Origin of the sequence: Flexivirga sp., assembly GCF_035551235.1 — a bacterium.
In the GTDB taxonomy this organism is placed as follows: domain Bacteria; phylum Actinomycetota; class Actinomycetes; order Actinomycetales; family Dermatophilaceae; genus Flexivirga.
The window spans coordinates 13,687-39,114 of record NZ_DASZNO010000034.1 but is presented as its reverse complement, the minus strand read 5'-3'; the positions used below and the strand labels follow the sequence as shown (position 1 = coordinate 39,114).

23 protein-coding genes and 1 tRNA gene are annotated in these 25,428 nt (G+C 69.3%); 10 read left to right on the top strand and 14 right to left on the bottom strand.

Annotation, left to right across the window (positions count from 1 at the left end; genetic code table 11):
* Window positions 1-188 precede the first annotated feature (188 nt).
* Genes VG502_RS11840 through VG502_RS11830 form a run of 3 tightly spaced genes read right to left on the bottom strand, consistent with a single transcriptional unit; the run spans window position 189 to window position 3,506 of the window.
* Window positions 189-1,334 carry an alpha/beta hydrolase-fold protein gene (locus tag VG502_RS11840; protein WP_325550263.1) on the bottom strand — a complete coding sequence of 382 codons (1,146 nt, stop codon included), beginning with the start codon at window positions 1,332-1,334 and terminating at the stop codon, window positions 189-191.
* The gene (locus VG502_RS11835) at window positions 1,327-2,292 is read right to left on the bottom strand and encodes a Type 1 glutamine amidotransferase-like domain-containing protein (RefSeq protein WP_325550262.1); all 966 of its coding nucleotides are present in this window, start codon (window positions 2,290-2,292) and stop codon (window positions 1,327-1,329) included. The genes VG502_RS11840 and VG502_RS11835 overlap by 8 nt, the downstream gene beginning before the upstream one ends.
* The gene (locus VG502_RS11830; protein ID WP_325550261.1) at window positions 2,289-3,506 is read right to left on the bottom strand and encodes an ATP-grasp domain-containing protein; all 1,218 of its coding nucleotides are present in this window, start codon (window positions 3,504-3,506) and stop codon (window positions 2,289-2,291) included. Before VG502_RS11830 ends, VG502_RS11835 begins: the two co-directional genes overlap by 4 nt.
* A gap of 85 nt (window positions 3,507-3,591) precedes the next feature.
* On the opposite strand from VG502_RS11830, the gene dinB reads away from it, so the two are divergent.
* Window positions 3,592-4,794 carry a DNA polymerase IV gene (dinB, locus tag VG502_RS11825; RefSeq protein ID WP_414655739.1) on the top strand — a complete coding sequence of 401 codons (1,203 nt, stop codon included), beginning with the start codon at window positions 3,592-3,594 and terminating at the stop codon, window positions 4,792-4,794.
* 115 nt (window positions 4,795-4,909) lie between these two features.
* Here the strand turns inward: dinB and VG502_RS11820 are convergent, their stop codons facing one another.
* Window positions 4,910-5,773, bottom strand: coding sequence for a hypothetical protein (locus tag VG502_RS11820; protein WP_325550259.1), 864 nt, complete (start codon window positions 5,771-5,773; stop codon window positions 4,910-4,912).
* A 119-nt stretch (window positions 5,774-5,892) separates the two neighbouring features.
* Between VG502_RS11820 and VG502_RS11815 the strand changes: the two genes are divergently transcribed.
* Together VG502_RS11815 and VG502_RS11810 are read left to right on the top strand one after the other, a co-directional pair.
* Window positions 5,893-6,411, top strand: a complete 519-nt coding sequence (locus VG502_RS11815) for a peptidylprolyl isomerase (RefSeq protein ID WP_325550258.1) — start codon at window positions 5,893-5,895, stop codon at window positions 6,409-6,411.
* 7 nt (window positions 6,412-6,418) lie between these two features.
* Entirely contained in the window at window positions 6,419-7,285 is an 867-nt protein-coding gene (locus VG502_RS11810; RefSeq protein WP_325550257.1) for a rhomboid family intramembrane serine protease, read from the top strand.
* 35 nt (window positions 7,286-7,320) lie between these two features.
* Here VG502_RS11810 and VG502_RS11805 read toward each other — a convergent pair whose 3' ends face one another.
* Window positions 7,321-8,031 (bottom strand): helix-turn-helix transcriptional regulator, encoded by a 711-nt coding sequence (locus VG502_RS11805; RefSeq protein ID WP_325550256.1) that lies wholly within the window; start codon window positions 8,029-8,031, stop codon window positions 7,321-7,323.
* Window positions 8,032-8,121: 90 nt separating this feature from the next.
* Between VG502_RS11805 and folE the strand changes: the two genes are divergently transcribed.
* The 3 genes from folE to VG502_RS11790 are packed head-to-tail and all read left to right on the top strand — an operon-like array spanning window position 8,122 to window position 10,473.
* Entirely contained in the window at window positions 8,122-8,784 is a 663-nt protein-coding gene (gene folE / locus VG502_RS11800) for a GTP cyclohydrolase I FolE (RefSeq protein ID WP_473964769.1), read from the top strand.
* Window positions 8,785-8,815: 31 nt separating this feature from the next.
* On the top strand, window positions 8,816-9,568 hold the full coding sequence (locus VG502_RS11795) for a dihydrofolate reductase family protein (protein ID WP_325550255.1): 753 nt from the start codon (window positions 8,816-8,818) through the stop codon (window positions 9,566-9,568).
* A complete protein-coding gene (locus tag VG502_RS11790) occupies window positions 9,565-10,473 on the top strand; it encodes a dihydropteroate synthase (RefSeq protein WP_325550254.1) in 909 nt (302 codons plus the stop codon). Before VG502_RS11795 ends, VG502_RS11790 begins: the two co-directional genes overlap by 4 nt.
* A 725-nt stretch (window positions 10,474-11,198) precedes the next feature.
* Here VG502_RS11790 and VG502_RS11785 read toward each other — a convergent pair.
* Window positions 11,199-11,549 carry a cell division protein CrgA gene (locus VG502_RS11785; RefSeq protein ID WP_325550253.1) on the bottom strand — a complete coding sequence of 117 codons (351 nt, stop codon included), beginning with the start codon at window positions 11,547-11,549 and terminating at the stop codon, window positions 11,199-11,201.
* Between the two features lie 91 nt (window positions 11,550-11,640).
* On the opposite strand from VG502_RS11785, the gene VG502_RS11780 reads away from it, so the two are divergent.
* Together VG502_RS11780 and VG502_RS11775 are read left to right on the top strand one after the other, a co-directional pair.
* The gene (locus VG502_RS11780) at window positions 11,641-12,369 is read left to right on the top strand and encodes a DUF881 domain-containing protein (RefSeq protein ID WP_325550252.1); all 729 of its coding nucleotides are present in this window, start codon (window positions 11,641-11,643) and stop codon (window positions 12,367-12,369) included.
* A gap of 16 nt (window positions 12,370-12,385) precedes the next feature.
* The gene (locus tag VG502_RS11775; protein ID WP_325550251.1) at window positions 12,386-13,030 is read left to right on the top strand and encodes an aminodeoxychorismate/anthranilate synthase component II; all 645 of its coding nucleotides are present in this window, start codon (window positions 12,386-12,388) and stop codon (window positions 13,028-13,030) included.
* A gap of 31 nt (window positions 13,031-13,061) precedes the next feature.
* Here VG502_RS11775 and pknB read toward each other — a convergent pair whose 3' ends face one another.
* From pknB to VG502_RS11740, 7 genes are all read right to left on the bottom strand, one after another.
* Window positions 13,062-14,969, bottom strand: a complete 1,908-nt coding sequence (pknB, locus tag VG502_RS11770; RefSeq protein WP_325550250.1) for a Stk1 family PASTA domain-containing Ser/Thr kinase — start codon at window positions 14,967-14,969, stop codon at window positions 13,062-13,064.
* A gap of 64 nt (window positions 14,970-15,033) precedes the next feature.
* A complete protein-coding gene (locus tag VG502_RS11765) occupies window positions 15,034-16,287 on the bottom strand; it encodes a protein kinase domain-containing protein (RefSeq protein WP_325550249.1) in 1,254 nt (417 codons plus the stop codon).
* Window positions 16,284-17,738: a peptidoglycan D,D-transpeptidase FtsI family protein gene (locus VG502_RS11760; protein WP_325550248.1), complete on the bottom strand. Its 1,455-nt coding sequence runs from the start codon at window positions 17,736-17,738 to the stop codon at window positions 16,284-16,286. The genes VG502_RS11765 and VG502_RS11760 overlap by 4 nt, the downstream gene beginning before the upstream one ends.
* Complete coding sequence (locus VG502_RS11755) at window positions 17,735-19,093, bottom strand: FtsW/RodA/SpoVE family cell cycle protein (protein ID WP_325550247.1); 1,359 nt, start codon at window positions 19,091-19,093, stop codon at window positions 17,735-17,737. Before VG502_RS11755 ends, VG502_RS11760 begins: the two co-directional genes overlap by 4 nt.
* Entirely contained in the window at window positions 19,094-20,374 is a 1,281-nt protein-coding gene (locus VG502_RS11750) for a PP2C family protein-serine/threonine phosphatase (RefSeq protein WP_325550246.1), read from the bottom strand.
* 7 nt (window positions 20,375-20,381) lie between these two features.
* The gene (locus VG502_RS11745; protein ID WP_325550245.1) at window positions 20,382-20,852 is read right to left on the bottom strand and encodes an FHA domain-containing protein FhaB/FipA; all 471 of its coding nucleotides are present in this window, start codon (window positions 20,850-20,852) and stop codon (window positions 20,382-20,384) included.
* A complete protein-coding gene (locus VG502_RS11740) occupies window positions 20,849-21,811 on the bottom strand; it encodes an FhaA domain-containing protein (protein ID WP_325550244.1) in 963 nt (320 codons plus the stop codon). The genes VG502_RS11745 and VG502_RS11740 overlap by 4 nt, the downstream gene beginning before the upstream one ends.
* Window positions 21,812-22,001: 190 nt before the next feature.
* Here VG502_RS11740 and VG502_RS11735 point away from each other — a divergent pair.
* Together VG502_RS11735 and VG502_RS11730 are read left to right on the top strand one after the other, a co-directional pair.
* Window positions 22,002-22,084: transfer RNA gene (locus tag VG502_RS11735), tRNA-Leu, on the top strand.
* Window positions 22,085-22,233: 149 nt separating this feature from the next.
* Window positions 22,234-23,919, top strand: coding sequence for a ribonuclease H-like domain-containing protein (locus VG502_RS11730; RefSeq protein ID WP_325550243.1), 1,686 nt, complete (start codon window positions 22,234-22,236; stop codon window positions 23,917-23,919).
* Here VG502_RS11730 and VG502_RS11725 read toward each other — a convergent pair.
* On the bottom strand, window positions 23,906-25,300 hold the full coding sequence (locus VG502_RS11725) for an NHL repeat-containing protein (RefSeq protein ID WP_325550242.1): 1,395 nt from the start codon (window positions 25,298-25,300) through the stop codon (window positions 23,906-23,908). The two genes, VG502_RS11730 and VG502_RS11725, sit on opposite strands and share 14 nt — an antisense overlap.
* Window positions 25,301-25,428: the final 128 nt, after the last annotated feature.

The window sequence follows — 25,428 nt, the reverse complement described above, 5'->3', positions numbered from 1 at the left end:
AGGACCCAGCGTCCTCAGCGGCGCTGCGATGCCGCTGCGACCGCGCTGCGAGCACCTCGCAGCGAGACCATGCGGGTCGAGTAGTGCCCGGAGGAGCGAAGCGGGGGAGGGAACGTATCGAGACCGGTGGGTCTCGATACGTTCCCCCGCTGCGCTCCTCCACTACTCAACCCGCGGCGCGGGCCTGACTACTCGTAGACGTATTTCTGCGGGCCGGGGTAGATCCAGGACAGGCCGTCGCGGAGGCGGTCGCGCCAGTCCTCCCAGGAGTGACCGTCACGGGCCTCGACATACCGGACCCGCATGCCGGCCCGCTCGAAGACCGGCACCATCGAGCGGTTGGGCACGATGAGCGGCTCGTACGTTCCACATGAAACGAACATCCGGTCGGCGACCTTGCGCGGCGTGGCGCGGTAGCGGTTCATGAAGCGCACGACCGGGTCGAAGACGTCGCCGCCGCCGTGGTCGCTGCCGATGTCGGTGAACACGAACGACCCGGACTGCACCAGCAGCGAGCCGAACAGGTCGGGATAGCGGTATGCCGTCGACAGACTCGCGACACCACCGAACGACGCACCCATCAGGCAGCGGCCGGAAGGCTTTGCCAGCAAAGGGAATTCGTCCTCCAGCGACGGCAGCAGTTCCTTGGCGATGAACCGCGCGTGCTGCACGGAGTTGGCGTACTCCTTGTTCCGGTCGCCCGGGTTGCTGAAGACCACGACGGTCTCGGCCACGTCGAGGCGGTGGATGAGGTTGTCGAGCACGGTCTTCATCGCGGCGTAGTGCAGGTAGTCGTCGCCGTCGTGCACGATCAGCAGCGGATAGGTGTGCGTGGTGCGGAAGCGCGCCGGCAGATAGACCCGGCACTCGCTCTTGCGGCGCAGTGCCCGCGACTGGACCGTCAGGTCGACGATCTCGCCCGGGCGCGCGTCGGGATCCGGGTGCACCCAGTCGGGCACGACATACCCGGTTGCCTGGCAGACCGATGATGAGCCGACGGGGCTGTTGGCGACGTGCGGGTTCAGCGGGTCGTTGCCCTCCTCGTGGTGCTCACCACGGCGCACCTCGAGCTGGTACTCCACACGGGACCCGGCGGGCAGCTCGAGTATGACGAACCACAGCGACGTCCCGGGCAGCTTCCGCATCGGCACGCGCTGCTGCTGGCCGACGATGCGGTGCCGCACCCACACCTCGTCGGCGTCACCGCGATAAAGGAACGTGCACTTCTCGCCCTCGACGATCGGCACGGTGTGATGGTGCAGGAATCGGTCGATGGCGTTGTCGTCCAACGGTTTCCGTGCCCGCAGACGATGTATGGCGAGCTGTTCAGCCATGGCCCGCCCCCTCGGCCGCGACGGCGCCGAACGTGCTCACAGTCCCCGATTCGTCGATCACCGGGGCATCCGCCGGAAGGGAGCCATCGGCCTCGAGCTGCACGCGAGCACCCGGGTCCAGCGGCACGCACACCGCAGGAGCGAAGCGCCGGGCGAGCAGTCCCATCCGCGCGGTCTCCTGCATCTGCAGGCGCTGCCGCGCGGACGGCAACACCACGACACCCGGCAACAGGCCGAGGCCGTCGTCATACACCTCGGGCGCGCGCGGTCCGCGAGAAGCGTTGTCATTGAAGAGAACAACGCGTTCGGTCAGGACCATCGCCCCCGCCGACCAGGCGATCACCGGCAACCGGTCCAGGCCCGCCGGGACCACGTTGAACAGATGCAGGGCGTCCAGCAACTCGCCCACATGCCCGCCGGTCAGCACCACCGCTTCGGCCCCGGCGAGCAACTGCGCCACCTCGGCGCGGTGTGCCGCGATCAGCGGGTGCTCGTGCGGGCGCGTCGCGTCGTAGAAGGTCGCGTTGATCTCGCGCACGCGCTCCAAATGCCGCCGGTCCAGCGAGCGCAGCACGTCCTCGCCGTCGCTGAGCGCGAATCGCGTTGCGCGCTCGGAGCGTTCGGTCTGCGCACGCAACTCCGTCAACGCCCGGGAGGTATGCCGAACCCCGATCAGGTAGAGCTCCTGCAGGTCGGTCAGCTCGACCGCACGGCGACGGTGTGCGGCCGCGAAGCCGGGGTCGCGATCGAGCACGTCCTGACGGCGCGACCAGAGAGCGAGATTGGTGGCTCGCCCACCGAGATGCGTGTCCAGCTCGTCGTCGGCGAGCTCGCGCTCCTGCCAACCGGCGGTGATGGTCGCGAACGGCCCGTCCAGCCGCATCCCGGCCACGACCTTGTCCAGCCCCGGCCGGCGCTGAGGACCGAGCAGCACCAACCGGTTTCGCGGCGGGTTCATGCCTCCGCGTGCACCTTGACCGTCTTGCCGACGTCGTCGAGCATCGCGCGCAACGCGTCGTAGTCGGGGTGCTTCATCCGGATCCACGCGTTGGCCATGTAGCCCGCCTCGATCGGCTGCGTCGCAGCACCGACCGGCAGGTGCGCGTCCATGATCCATTCGCCGTACCGCGAGGTGATGTCGTCGTAGCCCTCGATCGAGGTGATGATGCCGTCGCGGTCGGGGCGCAGCGCGATGAGGCCGGCGGCATACGCCCGGCTCGGCACGTGCCAGACCTGGTGGTGCACGATGGCGTCCGCCCAGGCGCGATAGATGTCGATCTCGTTGCCCGCGGCGTAGAGGTCCCAGCCGCCCACACCCGGTGGCCGGGCGCCGATCTCGCTGAAGCGCAAGCCTTTCGGGCTGACGAAGTACTCCATGTGGGTCGCCGCGGTCTGGATGCCGAGGACCTCGTTGACCCGCTCGCCGAGCGCGCGCAACTCCCCGTAGAACGGCGCGGAGTCGACCCGGTTGGTCGAGATGTACTGCGGGCTCACCCAGCGGGTCCGCATCGCCTCGAGCACGCCCGGGTAGTAGTGCGAGGCGAAGTCCAGCGCGACCCGGCCGTCGACGCTGAGGGTGTCGTAGAAGCCCTCGTGGCCTTCGACGAACTCCTCGATCGCGATCGACTCGGTGGCGCCGAAAGTCGCTGCGACCTCGATCAATTCGCGGAAACTGTCGACCCGTGTCGTACCGGCGGCGCCGGCCCCGTCGCGCGGCTTGAGGATCACCGGGTAGCCGTGCTCGTCGACGAAGTCGCGCAGGTCCTCGATGTCGTGCGCGGCCGCGGACGCGGCGGTGGGCACACCGGCCGCACGCAACGCCTCCTTCATCGCGGGCTTGTCGCGGCACAACCAGGTCGTGCGCACCGACGTGCCGGGTATGCCGAGCGCCTCCCGCACGATCGCCGCCGGCAGCAGGTGCGACTCGATGGTCGCCTCCATGCCGTCGATCCAGGCGATCGACTGGAAGTGCTCGACCGCCATACGCAACTGGTCGACGTCGGTGACCGACCCGACCTGGTAGTAGTGCGCGACCCACGACTGGAGCTGCTCGTCCAGCCACTCCCACGGCGTCTCACCGACGGCGAAGACGGTCGCTCCCACCTCGTGCAGCGCTCGCGCGAATTCGCGCTGGTTGCGCGGGAAGTTCGGCTCGACGAAGACGATGTTCATGGGACGTCAGGCTAACGGCATTTCCGGCGCCGGTGCAGGAGTGACCACGTCGGGAGAACGGAAGCTGTCGGTGGTCGGTGTGACCATGTGTCCTGTGGCAGAGGGCAACTTCCTGCACGCCGACCTCGACTCGTTCTATGCCAGCGTGGCGCAGCGTGACGACCCCGCACTGCGCGGTCGACCGGTCGCCGTGGGCGGTGGCATCGTGCTCGCCGCCAGCTATGAGGCGAAGGCGATGGGCGTGCGCACCGCGATGTCCGGCCGGATCGCGCGGCGGTTGTGCCCCGGGCTGATCGAGGTGCCACCGACCTTCACCGCGTATGTCGAGGCATCTCGCGCGGTTTTCGAGATCTTCCGCGACATCACCCCGGTGGTCGAGGGTGTGTCGATCGACGAGGCGTTCCTCGACGTGGGCGGGCTCCGGCGGGTGAGTGGTTCGCCGTCGACGATCGGTGCGGTGCTGCGGCGCCGGGTGAAGCAGGAGGTCGGGTTGCCGATCTCGGTCGGCATCGCGGGCAGCAAGTTCCTCGCCAAGGTCGCCAGCGCCGCGAGCAAGCCGGACGGCCTGCTCAGCGTGCCGCTCGGCGGCGAGTTGGGTTTCCTGCACCCGCTGCCGATCGAGGCACTGTGGGGTGTGGGCAGGGTGACCTCGGGCAAGCTGCACGCACATGGCATCGGCACGGTGGGTGCGCTCGCCGCGCTGCCGGAGGACGCACTGATCGCCATCGTCGGTCCGGGCAGCGGCGGGCACCTGCACGCCCTCGCCCACGGGCGCGACCCGCGGCGGGTCGAGACCGGCCGGCGGCGCCGGTCGGTCGGCGCCCAACGCGCGATCGGGCGGGGCCGTCATACCGGGGCGGAGCTGGACGCGACGCTGGTCAGCCTGGTCGACAAGGTGACCCGGCGGCTGCGCTCCGGCGAGCGGGTGGGGCGGACGTTCGTGCTGCGGCTGCGGTTCGACGACATGACCCGGGTGACGCGCTCACGGACCCTGCGCAGCGCCACGGCGGGCACCGACGCGTGGTTGGTCGCCGGACGGGCACTGCTGGAGGAGGCGATGCCGATGATCGCCGACCGCGGCGTGACGCTGCTCGGCATCAGCATCAGCGGTCTCGACGAAGCGGCCGACGAGCAGCTCGAGCTGCCCTTCGAGGCCGTCGCCCCGTCCCGGCTGGACGGCGCCCTCGACGCGGTGCGCGATCGGTTCGGCAGCTCCGCCGTCACCCGTGCGGTGCTGCTCGGCCGCTCCGAGGGGTTCAGCACCCCGCAGCTGCCCGATCAGCGCTGACCGGAGCCGAGCCCGGCTCGACACCGGGGAGACTCCGACACGCGGGCGCGAACCGCCATACACACGAAAACCCCCGAACCACATGGTGATTCGGGGGTTCGAAGTAGTGCTGTCGTCACTCCTTGGCGGCGTGCCGGCCCCGTCGGGAGCCGCTGACCGACGCATCGACCTTCTTCTCCAGGTCGCCGACGGCGTCGTCGGAGGTGGGGACGGACGTGGTCTCCTCGACCGGCTTGACGTCGAGGCGCTCGATCTCGGGTGCGGTGACCTGCGGGGCGGTCTTGGCGCCACTCTTCTGACCGCTGACGTAGAGCGCGACCGCGCCGGCGCCGGCCAGCAGACCGAGGGCGATGAGCACCTTGCCCTTCTTGCGGCGCTTCTTCGCGACCTGGGGTGCCACGGTCTCGACGGTGTCACGCGCCTGCTGCGGGAGCGCGGCATACGCCTGGGCGCCGGCGGCGGTGGTTGCCGCGATCGTCTGCTGGATGCGCGGCATCCACTCCTCGGCGAACAACCGGTGTGCCTGCTCCTTGGTGAGGCCGGCGGCCTCGGCGCGGTCGGCCGTGCTCGCCGTGATCCTCCCGGCGTCCTTGGCGGCTTGCTTCGAGGCCTTCTTGGCGGCCTTGCGTGCCTTCCGGACGCGGGGTGCCGCGGCCGAGGCGGCGTCCTCGGATGCCTGCTTGGCGGCCTTCTTCGCCTTCTTCACCTGCGGTGCCGCGGCCTCGGCCGCTTCGGCAGTGGCTTCCTTGGTCCTGGCCACCTGGGGGGCCGCGGCCTCGACGACCGCCTCCTTGGCCTTCGCGACGTGTGGTGCCGCAGCTTCGGACGCCTTGTCGGCAGCATCGGAGAGATGACCGGTGACGTTCCGGGCGACCGGTGCAATCTTGTCGCGGCCGGCTTCTGCCGCGTCAGCCACTGCTGACGCCAGGTCGGACGCCTTGTCCTTGGCCACGTCCTTGCGCGAGGTCTTGCTGAGCACTTGAGCCCTCCTAGGCTTGAGGCTTAGTTCGTTTCATCCTGCCAAGTCGCACCGGCACGCAGCAACGCCGGGTCGGGTGTACCTGAGAGTATGGCGCCTGCGGATGCCAGACTATGGGCATGATCGCAACGCTGCAGACCAACCACGGTGACATCAGGATCAACCTGTTCCCGAACGACGCTCCGAAGACCGTCGACAATTTCGTCGGCCTTGCCGAGGGCACCAAGGACTACCGCGACGACGCCGGTCGCACCAACCCCACGCCGTACTACGACGGCCTGACCTTCCACCGGATCATCCCCGGCTTCATGATCCAGGGCGGCTGCCCGAAGGGCATCGGCATCGGCGGCCCGGGTTACGAGTTCGACGACGAGATCTCGCCGGACAAGAACTTCTCCGCTCCCTACATGCTCGCCATGGCCAACGCCGGCAAGCGCGGCGGCAAGGGCACCAACGGCTCGCAGTTCTTCATCACCGTCGGCGCGACCAGCTGGCTCCAGGGCAAGCACACCATCTTCGGTGAGGTCGCCGACCAGGCCAGCCGTGACGTCGTCGACAAGATCGCCGGCGTGCCCACCGGTGCGCAGGACCGCCCGAACGAGCCGGTCGTGATCGAGAAGGTCACTGTCGAGAAGTAACTGAGAAATGACCAACACCCCGGGGAATCTCCCCACCTGCCATCGCCACCCGGACCGGGTGGCGATGGTGTCTTGCCAGCGCTGCGGCCGCCCGACCTGTGCGGAGTGCCAGCGTCCGGCGGCCGTCGGTGTGCAGTGCGTCGACTGCGTGGCGGCGCAGCGGAAGGAAAGCCGGTCCCTGGTCTCGATCTTCGGCGGCCGGGTGGCACAGGGCCGCCCGATCGTCACCATCACGCTGATCGCGATCTGTGTGGTGGTCTGGATCGGGCAGCAGGTCAATGACAAGGTCACCACCGACCTGCTCTATGCGCCGGTGTTGTCGGGTCAGGATCCCTGGCGCTTCCTGACGGCGGCCTTCGTGCACTCGCCGTCGTCGATCTTCCACCTGTTGTTCAACATGTACGCCCTGTGGATCGTCGGGCAGTACCTCGAGCCGATGCTCGGGCGGGTGCGACTGCTGGCGTTGTACCTGATCTCCGCCTTCGGCGGGTCCGTCGGCTACGAGCTGCTCGCGTCGACCCCGAGCTCACCCACCGACTACCCGACCGGCTGGGTGACCCCGACGGTGGGCGCGTCGGGCGCGGTCTTCGGTCTGTTCGTCGCCGTGGTCGTCCTCAACCGGCACCTGGGCCTGCAGAGCGGGCCGATGATCGGGCTGATCGTGATCAACGGCGTCCTCGGTTTCATCGTGCCGGACGTCGCCTGGCAGTCGCACCTGGGCGGTGCGGTCACCGGCGGCCTGTGCGCCGGTGCCATTGCGGTGCTCGGGCGGCAGCGCGCCCAACTGCAGTGGGTCGCGCTCGCCGGCATCACCGTGCTGCTGGTCGTCGCGGCATACGTCCGCTTCGAGTCGGTGCACCTGCCGACCGGCTGACGGCATACAGCTGACGGGTGCGCGCCCGCGGACAGTCAGCCGGCCGGGCTTGCCTGGCCGGCGTCGTCGGCGGACGCCCGGATGACGACGCAGCAGTGGCCGGGCCGGGGGGCCAGCTGCGCGCAGTCCGGGTCCTGGCCGCGGGCCGACAGGAGCCCACGCAGCAGTGCGTGGTTGAGGCCGCACACCAGCTCGACATGGCGCTGGGCCAGGTGGTGGAACGGACAGTTGCGCAGGTCGATGTGCCCCTTGATGTCCCCCTCGATGTCCCCGACGGCCTCGGGCTCGTAGCCGCGCCGGCGCAACGTGACCAGCAGGTCCTCGCCGTCCCGGGTGGCCCTGCGCCCCTCCTCGGCGGCTGCCGCGAGCAGTGCCTCACGGACCGCACCGGACGCATCGCCTGACACGGCATCGGCGAGCACGCCGGCCAGCACGTCATAGCTGCGCGGCGGGACGCTGACGGACAACTCGTCCTCGGTGCGTTGATAGAGCTTCGCGGGGCGGCCCGCGCCGGGCCCGGTCTGTCCTTCGGGGCGGGCGTAGCTGGTGGTCAGCAGTCCGGCATCGGCGAGCCGATCGAGGTGGTATGCCGCAAGGGTGCGGCTCACTCCGGCGGCATCGGCCGCGGCATCGCGGCGGACCGGTGCGTCCTGGCCGGCGACATATTCGTAGAGCCGCCGACGAACCGGATCGGCCAGCGCGGACAGGCCCGCCATGGCATCCGGTGTTTCCTCGTTGTCGGTCATCACCGATAATCTATCATCAATCGATCTTGACAAACTTGGGTCGGATCGACATTCTAAAAACTTCGTCGTTGTCGATAGAGGAGACCGGGCATGGCTGTCCCGTTGGCGCAGGGGTCCGTGCAGGAGCGAGGGCCGGAGGAGCACCCGCGCGTCCTGTCCGATGTGTCCGAGGACGTGCCGGGCGCCCCGACGGACAGCGGCATGGACCTGGCCGCGGCCGAGTCCGCGGCGGCGGGGTTCCTGCAGGCGCTCGGCGTCGGCCTCGACTCCGAGCACCTGCGCGCCACGCCGCGCCGGATGGCGCACGCCTGGGCCGAGATGCTCACGGCGCGGCCCTTCGAGATGACGACCTTCCCCAATGAGGAGGGGTATGACGAGCTGGTGCTGGCTCGCGACATACCGTTCCGGTCCGTGTGCGAGCACCACCTGCTGCCCTTCATCGGCCGGGCGTGTGTCGCCTACCTGCCGGGTGAGCGCATCCTCGGCCTGTCCAAGCTGGCGCGTGTGGTCGAGCATTTCGCCTGCCGGCCACAGACGCAGGAGCGGCTGACCAAGCAGGTCGCCGACCTGCTCCAGCAGGAGCTGGCGCCCCGTGCGGTCGGTGTCGTCATGTCCGCCGAGCACTCCTGTATGACGCTGCGCGGCGTCCAGGCGACCGGCTCGAGCACCGTGACCTCGACGCTGCTCGGCAAACTGCGCACCGACCCCCGCTCACGCGCCGAATTCATGGCGCTGGCGGGTGTCAACCGCTGACGCATCCCCACGCCAGGTAGGTTGCGGAGATATGTCTGAGGCTGTCCCCGTCCATGGCCCACTCCCGCTCACCGATGCCGATCGACTGAGCGAGGAGGACCTGCTGCGGGCCTACCCGTGGCCGGCTGCCGGACCGTGGGTCCGGGCGATGATGGTGACCACCCTCGACGGTGCCGCGGCGGGGCCGGACCGGCTGAGCGGGTCCGTGTCGTCGCCGGCCGACCAGCTCATCTTCAACGCGGTGCGCCGTGATGCCGACGCGGTGCTGATCGGCGCCGGCACGCTGCGCGCCGAGCAATACACCCCGATGCGGGCCAAGCCGGCCGACGCGTCGCGGCGGGAGGCCGCCGGGCAGGCGCCCGCCCCGGTGGTCGCCGTGGTCAGCGGGTCGCTGCAGCTGCCCTGGGAGCTGCCCTTCTGGCGCGAATCCACCTGCAAACCGGTGGTTCTGACCGCGGTCGATGCCGCCCCCGGGCCCCTGGCGACAGCCCGTGAGCACGCGGACGTGATCGTCCTGGAGCGGACGAGTCCCCAGGCGATCATCGATGCGCTGGTCGCGCGCAACCTCACCCGCATCGTCTGCGAGGGCGGCCCGCACCTGCTGCGCGATCTGGTCGCCGCCGACCTGGTCGACGAGGCGGACATCACCGTCAGTCCCGTCTTCGCGGGGACGGAGAAGTCACCCACGACCGCAGCGCTGCCGCAGGTGACCGAGTTCCGGTTGGCCCACGCGCTGCACGGTGACAACACGATGATGATGCGCTACCTGGCGCCGGGCCGATGATCGACCTCGCCGCGCTGGCCGAGCTCGCCCGCGAGCACGAGGATGACCTGTCCACTCCGGTCGCACCCCTGCACCTCGGCTCGCGGACGATCGACACCGACGAGCAGCCGGTGCTGATGAGCGTGGTCAACCTGTCCCGGGACTCGTCATACCGGGAGAGCATTGCGGTGAGCACTGCCTCGGCGGTTCGCAAGGCCCGGGTGCAGGCCGCTGCGGGAGCGGACGTCGTGGACGTGGGTGCCGAGTCCACGCGAGCCACTGCGGCACGAGCCGACCTGGCCGAGCAGCGGGCACTGCTGGCGCCGGTGGTCGAGCAACTGACCGCGGACGGCATACCCGTGTCGGTCGAGGCCTATCAGGAGCCGGTGGCCCGGGCCGGGCTGGAGGCCGGTGCCTGCCTGCTCAACCTCACCGGATCCGACGACGACGACCGCATGTTCACCCTCGCCGCCGAGCACCGGGCCACTGTCGTGCTCTGCCACGTCCTCGGTCCCCACGCTCGCGCCCTCACCGGTGACGTTGTCGAGGCCGACCCGATCCCGCGCATGCTCGACACCTTCGGGCAGCGGATCGACCGGGCCCGGCAGCTCGGCGTCGCCGGCCTGGCCATCGATCCCGGGCTGGGCTTCGGCTTCCACCTCGACGACCAGCGGGCCCGCGCCCGTCACCAGGCCACGGCGCTGCTGCACACCTTCCGGTTGCGGCGGCTCGGCGTGCCGGTCTGCCACGCGCTGCCGCACGCGTTCGACATCTTCGAGGACCAGTTCCGCAGCGGTGAGGGCTTCTTCGCGGTCCTTGCGCACCTCGGCCGCACCGGTGTCTACCGCACCCACGAGGTCGCGCTGGTGCGCAGCGTGCTGGACGCGATGCACTTCTTCGACACCGCGCCCGGTCCGGACAACTGATCGAAGTTACACACATGTGGTTATCCACCGCCTGTGGATAACTCTGTGGACAAGAGCGACCGCCCGGCTCGCCAGGCGCGGTATGACGCCGAAATGCGTCGCACGCTCGGGTCTCATCCACCTGATGTGGAGCGGCGCGCGTCCGTGCTCCGGCCCGGGCCGCGGCGGCCCGCTCGGGTGGCCGGCGGCCGGCGAACATCGAACCTCCGCGTGCCGGGTGACCGGGTCGCTCGATCTCCCGGCGGGCCCTGCCCCGGCCCGCGAACGTCGGGACGGCTCCGGCGATCGGCCGGCGCGCAGCGCAGTTCCGCTCATCTGAGCCAGTGGTCACTCTCTTTGGCGCCGATATGGCGAAAACCGTTGTGGCTCAACGCCGTTCGCGAGTTTCGCGCGGATCGGTGCCGAGGTGACCGCGTCGGGCCCCACCACCGCCGCGCATGACGCCTCAGCCGCCTCGAGCACCGGAAGTCGCGCTGCAGCGAGTCGGGCACCGCACCGGCCCACAGCAGGCAGGTGGCCCCGGCGGCCGGTGGTGCCGTAGAGCCCGCGGCGGCTCGCCGCACGCTCGACAGGACGGGCCGGCCGCCATACATCGGGAAACGCACAACAGCGCCCGATCGGGCGCTGAATCACATGTGTGTAGTTTTCCACCACCCTGTGGATAACCCTGTGGGTAACTGCGGGCGGTGGCCGATCCGAGCCCGGATCGGGGCGCAGTTCCGGCGTCAGCGCCAGCGCGTCGTCATACCGAACCCGATGAGGATCAGCACGAATCCGATGGCCATGTTGCCCAGGCCGATGCCGGGGATCGGGTACTTCTCGCCCGTCAGGTAGTAGACGACGAGCCAGAAGAGTCCGACGACCATGAAGGTGCACAGCGTCGGCACCCACCAGCCCGGGCTCGGCGCGTCGACCATCTTCGCGACGCGCTTCTCCTCGCGCTCGCGCTCCTCTTCCTTGCGCCGGGCGGCCTTCTCCTCCTTGGCGGCGGCCTTGTTGGCCGCCTTCTTCGCGGCGGCGTCCTCGTCACCGGGGACTGCAGACCGGTCGTCGGCGTTGTTCTCGGACGTGCTCACGGCGTACTCCCAAAGCGAAATGTCAGAATTTGGTCAACACTATTTCACCTGCCCGGTACGCCGGGGCCGAAGACCCTCGAGGAGGCACGACATGTGGAGACCGCAGAACCGGTGGGCGTATGCCGTGCCGGTGATCGGCCTCGGTGCCGGGCTGCTCTTCGGCGTCAGCGCCACCACGTCCCAGGGCAACGACCTGCGGCCGGGGACCCGCGATCTGGTGCAGGTGGTGCAGGACGGCAACCGCCGCGTCGCCAGCCAGGCCGCCGACGTCGCCGGCCTGCAGGCCACCGTCAAGAAGCTCGGCAAGCGGGATGCGCCCGGTTCCTCGCGGTTGCGCACGACCCAGCAGACCGCCGACGCGTATGCCGACCATGCCGGGCTGACGAAGGCCACCGGCAAGGTCGTCACGGTGACGCTCAACGACTCGACCCGCGACCCGTCGACGCTGCCGAAGGGCGCGAACCTCGACTGGCTGGTCGTGCACCAGCAGGATGTCCAAGCGGTGGTCAACGCCCTCTGGGCCGGTGGCGCGAGCGCGATGATGCTGATGGACCAACGGGTCATCTCCACCTCGGCGGTGCGCTGCGTCGGCAACACCCTGCTGCTGCAGGGGCGCGTCTACTCGCCGCCGTTCCGGGTCCGGGCGATGGGTGACCCGGCCAAACTGCGCAAGGCGCTGAACGACAGCCCGGCGGTCCAGAACTACCGGGCCTATGTGCCCCTGGCCGGACTCGGGTATGACGTGCAGACCTCCGACAAAAAGACCTTCCCGGCATACCAGGGAGCCCTCGACCTGAAATACGCGAAGGCCGCACAGTGACACGGAAAGTGACGCGATGACACGCACCTCCACCAGGATCCTGGTGATCGACAACTACGACAGCTTCGTCTTCACGATCGTCGGCTACCTGCAGCAGCTCGGCGCCGAGACGACCGTCGTGCGCAACGACGCGATCACCGCCGCGGGCGGCGAGGGGTATGACGGGGTGCTCGTCTCACCGGGCCCGGGCACTCCCGAGGAGGCCGGCGTCTCCACCGCGATGATCGAGGCCTGTGCACAGCGGGAGCAGCCGATGTTCGGGGTCTGCCTCGGGCACCAGGCCCTCGGGGTCGTCTATGGCGCCACGGTCGGCCGTGCCCCGGAGTTGCTGCACGGCAAGACGTCCCGCATCGTGCACGAGGGCGCCGGTGTGCTGGAGGGCTTGCCGACACCGTTCACCGCGACCCGCTACCACTCGCTCGCGATCGAGTCCGGCACCGTGCCGGATGAGCTCGAGGTGACCGGCCGCACCGACTCCGGCGTCATCATGGCCGTGCGGCACCGCACCCTGCCGCTGCACGGCGTGCAGTTCCACCCCGAGTCGGTGCTCACCGAGGGCGGCCACCGCATGCTCGCCAACTGGCTGACGCTGTGCGGTATGCCGGACGCCGTCGAGCGCTCCGCCGGCCTCGCACCGCTGGTGCACGGCGCCACCGCCTGAGCGGCGCCACTGCCTGAGCGGCGCCGCCCGCCTACTTCTTGGTCGACGAGAACGTCGGCACCGGCGGCAGCCCGGTGTGGCTCGGCTTGCCGGGCTTGGTCTTCGTCGGTGACGAGCCCGTCGAGGTCGGGCTCGAGGTCGGGGACGACGTGTCGGAGCCGGTCGAACTCGGCGTGCTGGACGGCGGGTTCGTCGGGTTCGGCGGCGGCGGTGTGATCGTCACCGTCGTCTGACTGGAGTAGACGCCGACCGTCAGCGTCACGGTCGAGTTCATGTCCACCCGCGCACCCTGCTTCGGCGAGACCCTCTGCACCTTGCCGCCCTGGTTCGGGTCGCTGACCGGGATCTGCTTGGTCTCCCACTTCAGGTGCGCCTGCCGCAGCGCGAACTGCGCGTCACCGGACTCCTGGCCGAGCAGTCCCTCGGGCACGTGCACCTTGCCGCTGCTGACACTGAGCGTCACCCCCTGGCTGGGGTCGGCCATCGAGCCGATCGCCGGGTATGCCGAAACGACCTGTCCGGCAGCGAATTCGGAGTCGTCGACCTTCTTGTCCGCGACGGTGACCTTGGCGAAGCCGTCGTTCTTCAGCGTCTGTTCCGCCTCGGTGACCGTCTTGCCGGACACGTCCGGGACGGACGTCAGGCCGGGACCGTCGCTGACGTTGAGCAGGACCCGGTCGACCGGGTCGACTTTGGTGCCACCGGTCGGGTCGGTGCTGGCGACATACCCCTTGGTCACGTCGCTCTTGACGAGGTTGACCTTGACGTTCTTGAAGCCGTGTTCGGTGAGGATCCGCTTGGCGGCGGACGCCTTCTGCTGGACGACGTTGGGCACGGCCTCGGTGGTCGGCTTGTCACTGTTGCCGTTCATCACCAGATAGCCGATGCCGAGGATGGCGAGCAGTGCGATGACACCCGCGACGACCCACAGCCCGGTCAGCCGGCGCTGCGGCTCCTTGTCGTGTATCTCGCGGGTGTGGTCACGCCGGACCGGTTGCGGCGCCTGCGGCTCGCGGTCCAGGACCGACGGCGCGGCGGCCGCGGCGGAACTGATGACCGCGGTCGCTCCGTCACTCAGCGGTGCGCCGGTCCGGGCGGCCTGCAGGTCGGTCCGGAAATCGGCGGCGGTCTGGTAGCGGTCGTCGCGCGCCTTGGCCAGCGAGTGCAGCGTGACGGCGTTCATGGACTTCGGCACCGACGGCTCGTAGGCCGACGGCGGCTTCGGTGGGTCGGTGATGTGCTGGTAGACCAGCGCGACCGGCTCACCGACGAAGGGCGTACGGCCGGTCAGCAACTCGTAGAGCACGCACCCGGCGGAGTAGAGGTCGGAGCGCGCGTCGACGGTCTCGCCCTGTGCCTGCTCGGGCGACAGGTAACGCGCGGTGCCGACCACGGCCTGCGCGGACGTCATCGTCGCGCCGTTGTCGGCCAGCGCCCGCGCGATGCCGAAGTCCATCACCTTGACGCTGCCGCCCTTGGTCAGCATCACGTTGGCCGGCTTGATGTCGCGGTGGACGATGCCCTTGTCGTGCGAGTACTCCAGCGCCGACAGGATGCCCATGGTCACCCGGGCCGCCTCGTCGGAGGACAGCTTCTCCTCGTCGTTCAGGATCTCGCGCAGGGTCTGCCCGTCGACGTACTCCATGACGATGTAGGGGACGTCGATCTCGGCGCCGCCGGTCTCGGTGAAGGTCTCCTCGCCGGAGTCGTAGACCGCGACGATCGAGTGGTGCGACAGGCCGGCGGCGGAGTGGGCCTCCCGCCGGAAACGGGTCAGGAACGTGCTGTCCCTGGCCAGGTCGGCGCGCAGGATCTTGATGGCCACGGTCCGCCCGAGGCGGGTGTCATGGCCGAGGTGGACCTCCGCCATACCGCCACGGCCGATGAGTTCACCGATCTCGTAGCGACCACCGAGGATGCGTGGCAGTCCATCTGTCACGCCAAACCCCTCGTTCCTCGGGCGTTGGCCTGAGCCTGAGTCCTTGGTCGCTCGCTGCGCTCGCTCACGAAGACGCCTCCGGGCTGTAGGTCACGATCGGTTGGTTGAACGGGCCGCTGTCGGGCGCGGTGGGGACCTTCGGGTCACCGCCGCGCGTGGCCAGTATGACGCCCACGACGATCGCGATGATCACCACCGTCACCACCGAACCGAGGATCGCGAGCATTTTGGTGCGCGAACCGCCCGGTTCGGTGACGGCCTGGCTGCCGGACGTGCTGCCGGCTCCGGCCACGTGCTGCGACGTCGAGGTGCGCTGCGGCCCGGACCTGCCGAGCTTGCGACCTCCACCGGCCGTCTTCGGCTGTCCGCCGGATCTGGTGCGGGATTGCGGACCCGACGTGCGGCCGGACTGCTGGCCAGACTGTGGGCCGGACGGACCGGCGGGTGCACCGGGACCGGTCGGGCGCGGTGCGGGGGCCCAGATGTTCAGGCCCATCTGCTCACTGTCGGCGACGGCCTGGCGCAGCGCCCGGCCGTACTCCTGCGCGGAGTCGGGGCGTGCCTCCGGATCCTTCTCCAGGGCGACGTGCACGACGGCGCGCATCGGGGCCGGCACCTCTGCCGGCAGCGGCGGCGGCTGCTCGTTGACGTGCGCCAGGGCGAGCGCGACGGCGCTGTCGGCAGTGAACGGCCTTCTCCCACCGAGCATCTCGTAGGTGACGACGGCCAGGGAGTAGACGTCCGTCAGTGCGGTCGTCTCCCGGCCCATGGCCGCCTCGGGGGCGAGGTACTGGGCGGTGCCCATCACCTCACCGGTCTTGGTCATGGCGGCCGAGCCGACGGCGCGGGCGATGCCGAAGTCGGTCAGCTTCACCACACCGTCGGGCGTCACCAGCATGTTGGCCGGCTTCACGTCGCGGTGGATCAGCCCGGCGCGGTGTGCGGCGTGCAGGGCCGCGGCGGCCTGGCCGATGAGGTTCGCGGTGTCGGCCGCCGAGATCGGGCCGCGCTCGTGCAGGATCGACGACAACGGCTTGCCCGGCACGAATTCCATCACCAGGTAGGCGAGGTTGCTGTCCTCGCCGTAGTCGTAGACCTGCGCGATGTTGCCGTGCGCCAGTGCCGCGGACAGTCGGGCCTCGTTGCGGAACCGCTCGGTGAAGCCCTCCTCGTCGGTGAGCCCCTCCTTGAGCAGCTTGATCGCGACGGTGCGCCCGAGGATCTCGTCACGGGCCTGCCACACCTCGCCCATGCCGCCGGCCGCGATCCGGCTGGTCAGCCGGTAGCGACCTCCCATCAGGTCCCCCACGTGGCTCATTTACCAATCACCGCTTCCATCACCTGCTTGGCGATCGGTGCTGCCACCAGTCCGCCACTTGCTTCCTGTCCGACCGTTCCGCCGTTCTCGACCAGCACCGCCACGGCGACCTTCGGGTTGTCCGCGGGCGCGAATCCGGTGAACCACACGTCGGCATTACGGCCCTGGCCGTGCTCGGCCGTTCCGGTCTTGCCTGCCACCTTGATGCCCGGGATGGCCGCATTGGTTCCCGTGCCCTGGCTCACGACCGACTCCATCATGTTCGTGAGCGTCTTGGCGGTGTCCCCCGAGACCGGCGTGGAGAACTCCTTGGCGTCCGTCGTCTGGATGACGTCGAGGTTCTTGTCGCGCACCGATTGCACGAGGTATGGCGTCATCTCCTTGCCGCCGTTCGCGATCGCGGCGCTGACCATCGCGATCTGCAGCGGGGTGGCGCGCACGTCATACTGACCGATCGCGGACTGGGCCAGTTGCGGCTTGTTCAGGTCGCTGGGGAAGACGCTCGGCGTGACCGACATCGGGATCGACAGCGACTTCCCGAAGCCGAACTTCGTCGCCATACTCCGCAGCGTGTCCTGGCCCAGGCTCATGCCCAGGGACGCGAACGCGGTGTTGCAGCTGATCGTCAGGGCACGCTTGAGACTGACCTTGTCGTTCGCGCCGCAGTTGCCCGGGAAGTCGTTGGGCAGGTAGTTGTTGGTGCCGGGCAGCCGCAGCTTCGCGGGGCCCGGCAGCATCGAACCGGACTGGTACTTGCCGGAGTCGAGTGCCGCGGCGGCGCTGACCAGCTTGAAGGTCGACCCCGGCGGGTAGAGGTTGCCGTTGATCGCGCGGTTCAGCAGCGGTTGGTCGGGGTCCTTGGAGAGCTGGCTGAAGGACTGCTGCACCTTGTTCAGGTCGTGGCCGGACAGCTTGTTCGGGTCGTAGCTCGGACTGGTGACCATGGCCAGGATCGCGCCGGTCTTCGGGTCGAGCGCGACGACTGCGCCCTTCTGGTTGCCCAGCGCCTTGGCGGCGGCCTGCTGCGCCTTGGCGTTGATCGTCAGCTGCACGCTGGCTCCCTGCGCGGACTGGCCGGTGATGATGTCGGTGAGCCGGCGGTAGAAGAGCTTGTCGGAGCTGCCGTTGAGGAAGTCGTTGTAGGAGCGTTCGATGCCGGTGCTGCCGTAGGTGAAGGAGAAGTAGCCGGTCACGTCGGCATACAGCGAACCCTGCGGGTAGGAGCGCAACCACTTGTACTGGTCGTTGCTCTTCTTCGACACCGCGGCGGCCGAGCCGCCGACCAGGATGGACCCGCGCTCCTTGCTGTATGACGCCAGCAGCGTGCGCCGGTTGCCGGCACGGTCGTCCAGGTCCCGGGCCTGCACGAACTGGATCAGCGTGGTCGCGACCAGCAGGGCACAGAACATCGCGGCGGCGACCAGGCCCAGGCGGCGGATGGGGGCATTCATTTCGTCTTCACCACTTGGGTGTCGTCGGTGCTGAGGGTGTCGGGGCCGTCATCGGACGTCGGCCGGCGCGCGTGGTCGCTGATCCGCAGCAGGATCGCGATGATCACCCAGTTGGCCAGTAGTGACGACCCGCCCGCGGACAGGAACGGCGTGGTCAGGCCGGTCAGCGGGATGACCCGGGTGACACCACCGACGACGACGAAGACCTGCAGCGTCATCGAGAACGCCAGTCCGGTCGCCAGCATCTTGCCGAAACCGTCCCGGGACGCGACGCCGGTGCGCAGGCCGCGCTCGACGATCAGGCCGTAGAGCACGATGATCGCGCACAGCCCGACCAGGCCGAGTTCCTCGCCGAACGAGGGGATGATGAAGTCGCTGTTGGCGAAGTAGGTCAGCTCCGGGTGGCCCTGGCCGAGGCCGGTGCCGAACATGCCGCCGGCCGCCATACCCATCAGGCCCTTGGCGATCTGGTCGGAGAGGCCCGGCTGGAAGGGGTCCAGCCACAGCGACACCCGCTCCTGGAAGTGCGCGAACAGCAGGTAGGCGACGTAGGCGCCGGCCAGGAAGAGGCCCAGGCCGATGATGATCCAGGAGCGGCGCTCGGTCGCGACGTAGAGCATGCCGACGAAGAGCCCGAAGAAGAGCAGCGACGTGCCGAGGTCGGACTCGAAGACCAGCACGCCGAGCGAGGCGATCCAGGCGATCAGGATCGGGCCCATGTCGCGGGCGCGCGGCAACGGCAGCCCGAGCACCCGGCGGCCGACCAGGGACAGTGCGTCACGGGTCTGCACGAGGTAGCTGGCGAAGAAGATCGTGATCAGGATCTTGGCGATCTCGCTGGGCTGGAAGGAGAAGCCGCCCACGACGATCCACACGCGAGAACCGTTGATGTTGCGGCCGATTCCCGGCAGCAGCGGTGTGAGCAGCAGGATGAAACCGGCCAGCCCGAAGATGAAGGTGTAGCGCCGCAACCGGCGATGGTCCGGCACGAAGAAGATCAGCGCGACCGCGGCCGCGGCGGCGACGGCGGTCCACATGAGCTGCTTGGGTGCGGCGTTCGGGGAGCCCGGTGCCAGGTCGATGCGGTGGATCATCACCAGCCCGAGCCCGTTGAGCAGGGTGACGATCGGCAGCAGCACGGGGTCGGCGTATGCCGCCTTCCAGCGCAACGCCAGGTGGAAGACGAACGTGACGACGGCGAAGCCGCCACCGAGCGTGTAGAAGTCGACCGGCAGCGAATTGTTGATCGCCAGGCCGACATTCGCGTAGGCGACCAGCACGATCGCGACAGCAACCAGCAGCAACACCAGCTCGGTGTTGCGTCGGGTCTTCAGTGCCGTGGTCGGAACGCTCACTTAACAGCTGCTTCCGTCCGCGACCTGCGCCTGGCACGTGACCATGTCCGCGCGGAGGTTCTCCACGATGCTGATCGCCGCCCCCTTGCTGCCCGCGGTCATGCTGCTCGCGGTGACCTTGTCGCGGTCGTAGCTGGGCAGGTCGGCGACCCAGACGTCGCTCACGATGTTGACCGAGTGCAGCTTGATGGGGCCAAGATTCTGCGAAATCCCCTGGTAGACGGTGACTTTGCCGTCGTGCTCGGCGATGTAGTACTGCCGCTGTGTCGCGGCATACCCGAAGATGCCGAGGACCGCGAGCACCGCCAGCACGAGTATGGCGAACAGCCCGCGGCGCAACCACGGGAAGCGACGGGGGCCCTCCTCGGCGAGGACGGGCATGTCCTCGTCATCGTCGTCCGGGGGCTCCGGGGGCTCCGGGGTGTTGGCGGCCCGCCGGAGCGCGGCGGCCTTCGCGGCCGGGCTGCTCGGGGCGTCCTCGACCTCGGAGGAGGTGTCGTGCGCCGCGGCGGCACCGACGATCTGCGGAGTGGTCGACGACGGCCCGTCGGCATCGCCGTCGACCACGTCGGCGACGACGACGGTGACGTTGTCCCGTGTCGCGGCCTTCAGCGCGATCGCGATCAGCGCGTCGGCGATCTGCGCGGGGCTGCCGTCACCGGTGACGATCTGCTCGATGGTCGGGCCCGCGACGTAGTCGGGCAGGCCGTCGGAGCACAGCAGCAGCCGGTCGCCGGGCTTGGCCTCGCGCAGCGACAGGTCGGGCTCGTCGTCGTCGCGGCCGGTCAGCACCCGCGTCACCAGGGAGCGCTGCGGGTGGTGCTCGGCCTCCTCCTGGGTGATGCGCCCCTCGTCGAGGAGGGTCTGCACGAAGCTGTGGTCCTTGGTGATCTGGCTGAAGACACCGTCGCGCACCAGGTAGGCCCGCGAGTCGCCGATGTTGGCCAACGCCAACATGTTTCCGCTGCGCAGGAACGCGACGAGCGTGGTGCCCATGCCCTCGAGGTCGACGTCGTCGTCCATCTCCGCACGTAGTCGCGCGTTGGCGTTGTGCACGGCCGTCGCCAGCCGGCGCAGCGCCTCGTCACTCGCGTAGGACTCGCCGTCCAGGGCCACCAACTCGGACACGACGGTCGAGCTGGCCATGTCGCCGGCAGCGTGCCCGCCCATGCCGTCGGCCAGCACGAGCAGGTCGGGCCCGGCATACCCGGAGTCCTCGTTGCGGCTCTTGCTGCCGAGACCGATGTCGGTGCGAGCGGCATACCGCAGGGAGATCGACATATGGCGGTTACTTCCTGACCTCGAGGACCGTCTGGCCGATGCGCACGCGTGATCCCTCGGAGAGCGGCATACCCTGCCCGATGCGCTCGCCGCCGACGTAGGTGCCGTTGGTCGACCCGAGGTCGTCGATCATCCAGCTGTCGCCGCCGGCGTAGATGCGGGCATGGCGGCCGCTGGCGAAGTCGTCGGAGAGCACCAGCGTGCACTCCGGGTTGCGGCCGATCAGCACGCCGTTCTCGGTGAGCGGGATGCTGCCGCCGCGCATCGGGCCCTCGATGATCGCCAGCCGGGTCGGGCCGCGGCGCACCGGTTTCGCCGGTCGTTGCGGTGCGGCCGGGGTGCTGCGGCGGTCGCTGGACCGGGTCGTGACGTGCGTGCCGTAGAGGTCACCGCGCAGGACGCTGACGATGCTGAAAATGAACGCCCAGAGCAGCGCCAGCAACCCGAGGCGGATCGCGGTGAGAGTGAGTTCGCTCACCGGGTCCCGCCTTCGTGGACGATCAGGTGTGTGCGGCCGACGGTGATGCGGTCACCCTCGCTCAGGTGTGTCGTCCCGACGGGGTCGCCGTTGACGAAGGTGCCGTTGGTGGAGCCGAGGTCACGGATGGTGATCACCTGGTGCGGACCGTCGTAGGTGATGCGAATCTCGCTGTGCCGCCGCGAGATTCCCGGGTCGTCGAGCAGTATGTCGGCATCGTCGTCGCGGCCGATCACGGTGATCGACCCGAGCAGCGGGTATCGGTCACCGTCGACATCCAGCCACGGCCGCTGCCGCAGCTTGCGCGGCGCAGCCGGCGAGGGCCGGTAGTCGTCCGGCTTGCGGGTCGGTCGGGCCGGAGCACTCGGCCGCCCCTCGTTGCGGGTCGAGTAGGGCGGAGCGCTGGGCCGGCCACCCTCGCGGGTCGAGTAGGGCGGAGCGCCAGCGGAGCCCGTATCGAGACCAGGCGCTGGATCTCGATAGGCAGCAGGCGGCGGCTCGTGCCCACGCGGCGCGCGCGGGTCGTCGACATCCCGGGCCGGCGGCATACGTTCCGGCATCCGGCGCATGTTCGGCTGGACCTGTCGCGCATTCGACGGGCGGAGCCGGAAGACTCCGGTCTCCAGGCTCTCGTCCTCGCTGAACTGCACGCTGACCGGCCCGCCGGGCTGGTAGCGCTGGCTCTCGGCGTGCTCGGACGCGGTCGCGATGAGCTCGTCGGCCAGCTCGTCCTCGTGGTCGGTGACCAGGCCCTCGTAGTCGGTGGTCGACAGCTCGACGACGAAGAGGTTGGGCACGACGTGCCGCTTGCCCTTGCCGGCGCTGACCGCCCGGTCGTCCATCGCGCGCCGCATGGCGCTCGCGATCTCGACGGGCTGCACCTCGGAGCGGAACGCCTTGGCGAAGACGCCGTTGACGCCACGCTCGATGCTGCGTTCCAGTCTGTCGAAGATGCCCACGGTCGCCTCCTTGCTCCGGGTCGTGCGTGATCGCTGTCCTCGGCGGCCGTGCCGCGCACGCCATGGTAACTGTGCCCCGTATGACGTCTCGGCATACGCGCTGGGATCCTCCTGATTCGAGACCGCACAGTGACCAAGCCGCGCCGATTTGGCGTTCCACCGCCGAACAGGGCACACTGGTCCGGCACTCGCGCGAGTGGCGGAACGGCAGACGCGCTGGCTTCAGGTGCCAGTGTCCGAAAGGGCGTGGGGGTTCAAATCCCCCCTCGCGCACCCCTGGTCCCGAGTCGTGACATGTTGAATGTCACGACTCGGGATTTCTTGTTTGGCCAGCTGTTTGGCGATTTGTATGGCGGACCGCGCGCGGCTGTCGGTGATCGGGAGTTCAATCGAACGCAGCACCGGCAGAAGGGAGCAGCGGGATGAGTGAAGTGTTCCTGGGTGGCTACCCCGCCAAGAAATGCCCGCGGGTCGTGCACAACGAGCACGCGCCCGGCACGCTCGCCGTGGAGTTGCCCGTGCCCGCACACCTGCAGATCCTCTTCGACGCGGGCCGCGCCTTCCAGGACGAGGTCGTCGATGTCCTGCGGGATGTGCTGGACGACGGGACGTTCATCGATGCCGACCAATCGTGGAACGCTGCGACCGACGCGACCGTGACGGCGATGCGCCGGGGCGATGCGGTCATCGTCGGCGGACGGCTGCCCGACATCGCGGCACGTCGCGGCGCTCCGGATCTGCTGGTGCGGGTCGGGGCCGAGGCGGCATACCTGCCGGTCGACATCAAGCACCATCACACGCTGAGCACGTCCAAGACCAAGGACCTGACGTTCTCCACGATCGACGCACCGATGCGCTGGGAGTCGGCGACCGGCGTGTGCAATCGCGGCGGGCACTGGCGTGACGACGTCATGCAACTGGCGCACTACACGCGGATGCTGCAGGAGCTGGGCTTCCACCCCGGCGACGACCGGCTGTATGGCGGGATCCTCGGCACCGACTCCTACGACGGGCTGACGCCGCACGGGTGCGGGATCACCTGGTACGACCTGACCGAGGCGGGCGAGCGGACCTTCTCGGCATCGGCGGAGTCCGGGCGCAAGCTGCGGAGCCCGTTGGAGCGCTACGACCACGAGTTCGACTTCCGCGTCCAGGTCGCGCAGGCCGCCCGCGACGGGCGGGAGCTGGTGCGGCCGATCGGCACCGACGAGTGTTTCGACTGTGTGTGGGCGGAGCAGTGCGAGCAGGTCGTCGGCCCCGACGATGCCGGGTTCGCGCTGCGGCACGGCCGGCTGCGGACCCGCGAGTGGCAGTTCCTCGCATCACGCGGGGTGACCACGCTCGCCGACCTCGCGGCACTGGAGGTCGACGCCGACCTGCTGGACGGTTTCGTGCGCCATGCCGCCGGCCGGCAGGGCGCCGCGGCAGCCGAAAAGGCGTTGCGCGCGGCCGTCACCAAAGCCGACCTGACGCTGCGGGGTGTCGACATCGAGCCGATCGGCGACACCTGGCCGGCGGTCCCGACCGCCGACGTCGAGATCGACTTCGACATCGAGTGGGATCGCGCGGGCCGGATCTACCAGTACGGCCTACGGATCCGGGACGCCGCCGACGACGGCACCGCGCGCTACGAGCCCGTGGTGTCGTTCGAGCCGTTGGACGACGCCGGTGCCGCGGCGCTCGCGGACCAGGTCGCCGACCGGCTCGAGGAGCTGATCGCCGACGCCGAGCAGCGCGGCCACACGCTGATGATCTTCCACTGGTCGGCGGTGGAGATCTCGCGGACCCGGTGTTTTCCGCGGCTCGCGTCGTTGCTGGAGGATCGCAGCGTCGACCTCCTCGCGTGGGCAAGCGGAAAGTTCGTCGCCCGAAAGTCGTTCTCCATCAAGGACATTGCGCCGATCTTCGGCTTCGAGTGGGGCGTCGACGACGCCGGCGGCTTCTCGTCGATGGACAAGATCGAGCACGCCCGCGGCACCGGACCCGACGCCGCAGAAGCACGCACCTGGTGCCTCGACTACAACGAAGCCGACGTCGCCGCCCAGGCCGCCATCCGGGACGGGCTGCGAGCACTGGAAAACGCGCCGCTGATGGTCAGCAGCCCATGACGGCCTGGATCTGTCGCGCGTCGCTGATCAGCGTGGCCGCCAGGACGCGGCTGATGGACTTGCCCTTTTGTGCGGAGACCAGACCGGTGAAGGTCGTCATGGTCGTGCAGCTGTCGGGTATGTCGCCACCGGCAAGGTAGGTCTGTGCGGTGGCGACCTTGTCGATCAGGCTGGTGCCGGGTCCGACGCCGATGACTGCGGAGCGGAGGTCGCTGAGCTGATCTGTCGCGCCGCGCACGGTGATGGTGAACGACGTGCTGACGGGGCTGTTGCTGTCGCCGGCGGCGGTCACCGTGCAGGTCACCGTGGTCGTCCCGATCGAAAACACGTTGCCTGAGTTGGGTGTGCAGGTCGGGGTCGGCAACGGGGTGGCGTTGTCGGTGACGGTCGGCAACGGGTACGACGCTTTCGCGCCGGCGGGGCTGGTCGCGTTCACCGTCACGTTCGCCGGGGTTGTCATGGCCAGGTCGTGATCGGCCGCGCCGGAGTAGACCGCCACGCCCGTCGGTAAGGACAGACCTGTCCCGACGGTGGTCTGCGCGCCACCATCAGCGGGCACCTTCACCACCCGGCTGTTGGCGGTGTCGGCGATGTACACATTTCCGGCCGGATCCACCGCCACCCCATACGGGGCCAGCAGGCCGGTGCCGATCGTGGTCTGGAGGCCACGATCTGCGCCGACCTCCACGACCCGGCTGTTCCCTGTGTCGGCGATGTAGACGTTCCCGGCCGCGTCCACGGCCACTCCCGTCGGGAAGGAGAGGCCGTTGCCGATAGTGGTCTGCGGTCCGCCGTCGGCGGGCAGTTCCACTACTCGGTTGTTGCCGTAGTCGGCGATGTAGGCGTTCCCGGCCGCGTCCACGGCCACTCCCGTGGGGAAGGAGAGGCCGTTGCCGATAGTGGTCTGCGGTCCCCCGTCGGCGGGCACTTCCACCACTCGGTTGTTGCCGGTGTCGGCGATGAACACATTTCCGGCCGCGTCCACCGCCACCCCGGACGGGAGGGCCAGGTCGGTGCCGATTCTGGTCTGGGCTGCACCGTCGGCGGAAACCTTCACGATCCAGCTGTTGCTGCTGTCGGCGATGTACACGTCCCCCGTCGCGTCCACCGCCACCCCGAACGGGTTGGACAGGTTGGTGCCAACCGCGGTTTGCGCGCCGCCACCCATGGGCACTTTCAGGACCCGGGCGTTGTTGAAGTCGGCGATGAACACCGTCCCCGGAGCCGGCGCGCTCCCGGTCGCCGTGGCGGCCGGCGCGACCACCGCCCCGAGCGCCAGCACCGCAGCCGTCGAAAGTGCTGCCAGCACCGCCACCACGGACCTGCGCCACCGCGTCATGCGTGCACTCGCGACACCGGGAAGACTCATCGAACGGGACATCCCGAACCACCTCAATCGACGCACCTGACAAACGAACCCGACCGGTGAGACCCTCACGGTGGGGCGGCCCGACATACAGAGCCAGTCCTGACGCTAGGAGTGAACGGCTGAACGCACATCGGGCAGAT

Coding starts and splice junctions, on each gene's coding strand:
- VG502_RS11840 (WP_325550263.1), bottom strand. CDS start 1,334: ATGGCTGAACAGCTCGCCATACATCGTCTGCGGGCACGGAAACCGTTG.
- VG502_RS11835 (WP_325550262.1), bottom strand. CDS start 2,292: ATGAACCCGCCGCGAAACCGGTTGGTGCTGCTCGGTCCTCAGCGCCGG.
- VG502_RS11830 (WP_325550261.1), bottom strand. CDS start 3,506: ATGAACATCGTCTTCGTCGAGCCGAACTTCCCGCGCAACCAGCGCGAA.
- dinB (WP_414655739.1), top strand. CDS start 3,592: ATGTGTCCTGTGGCAGAGGGCAACTTCCTGCACGCCGACCTCGACTCG.
- VG502_RS11815 (WP_325550258.1), top strand. CDS start 5,893: ATGATCGCAACGCTGCAGACCAACCACGGTGACATCAGGATCAACCTG.
- VG502_RS11810 (WP_325550257.1), top strand. CDS start 6,419: ATGACCAACACCCCGGGGAATCTCCCCACCTGCCATCGCCACCCGGAC.
- VG502_RS11805 (WP_325550256.1), bottom strand. CDS start 8,031: ATGACCGACAACGAGGAAACACCGGATGCCATGGCGGGCCTGTCCGCG.
- folE (WP_473964769.1), top strand. CDS start 8,122: ATGGCTGTCCCGTTGGCGCAGGGGTCCGTGCAGGAGCGAGGGCCGGAG.
- VG502_RS11795 (WP_325550255.1), top strand. CDS start 8,816: ATGTCTGAGGCTGTCCCCGTCCATGGCCCACTCCCGCTCACCGATGCC.
- VG502_RS11790 (WP_325550254.1), top strand. CDS start 9,565: ATGATCGACCTCGCCGCGCTGGCCGAGCTCGCCCGCGAGCACGAGGAT.
- VG502_RS11780 (WP_325550252.1), top strand. CDS start 11,641: ATGTGGAGACCGCAGAACCGGTGGGCGTATGCCGTGCCGGTGATCGGC.
- VG502_RS11775 (WP_325550251.1), top strand. CDS start 12,386: ATGACACGCACCTCCACCAGGATCCTGGTGATCGACAACTACGACAGC.
- VG502_RS11765 (WP_325550249.1), bottom strand. CDS start 16,287: ATGAGCCACGTGGGGGACCTGATGGGAGGTCGCTACCGGCTGACCAGC.
- VG502_RS11760 (WP_325550248.1), bottom strand. CDS start 17,738: ATGAATGCCCCCATCCGCCGCCTGGGCCTGGTCGCCGCCGCGATGTTC.
- VG502_RS11750 (WP_325550246.1), bottom strand. CDS start 20,374: ATGTCGATCTCCCTGCGGTATGCCGCTCGCACCGACATCGGTCTCGGC.
- VG502_RS11730 (WP_325550243.1), top strand. CDS start 22,234: ATGAGTGAAGTGTTCCTGGGTGGCTACCCCGCCAAGAAATGCCCGCGG.
- VG502_RS11725 (WP_325550242.1), bottom strand. CDS start 25,300: ATGTCCCGTTCGATGAGTCTTCCCGGTGTCGCGAGTGCACGCATGACG.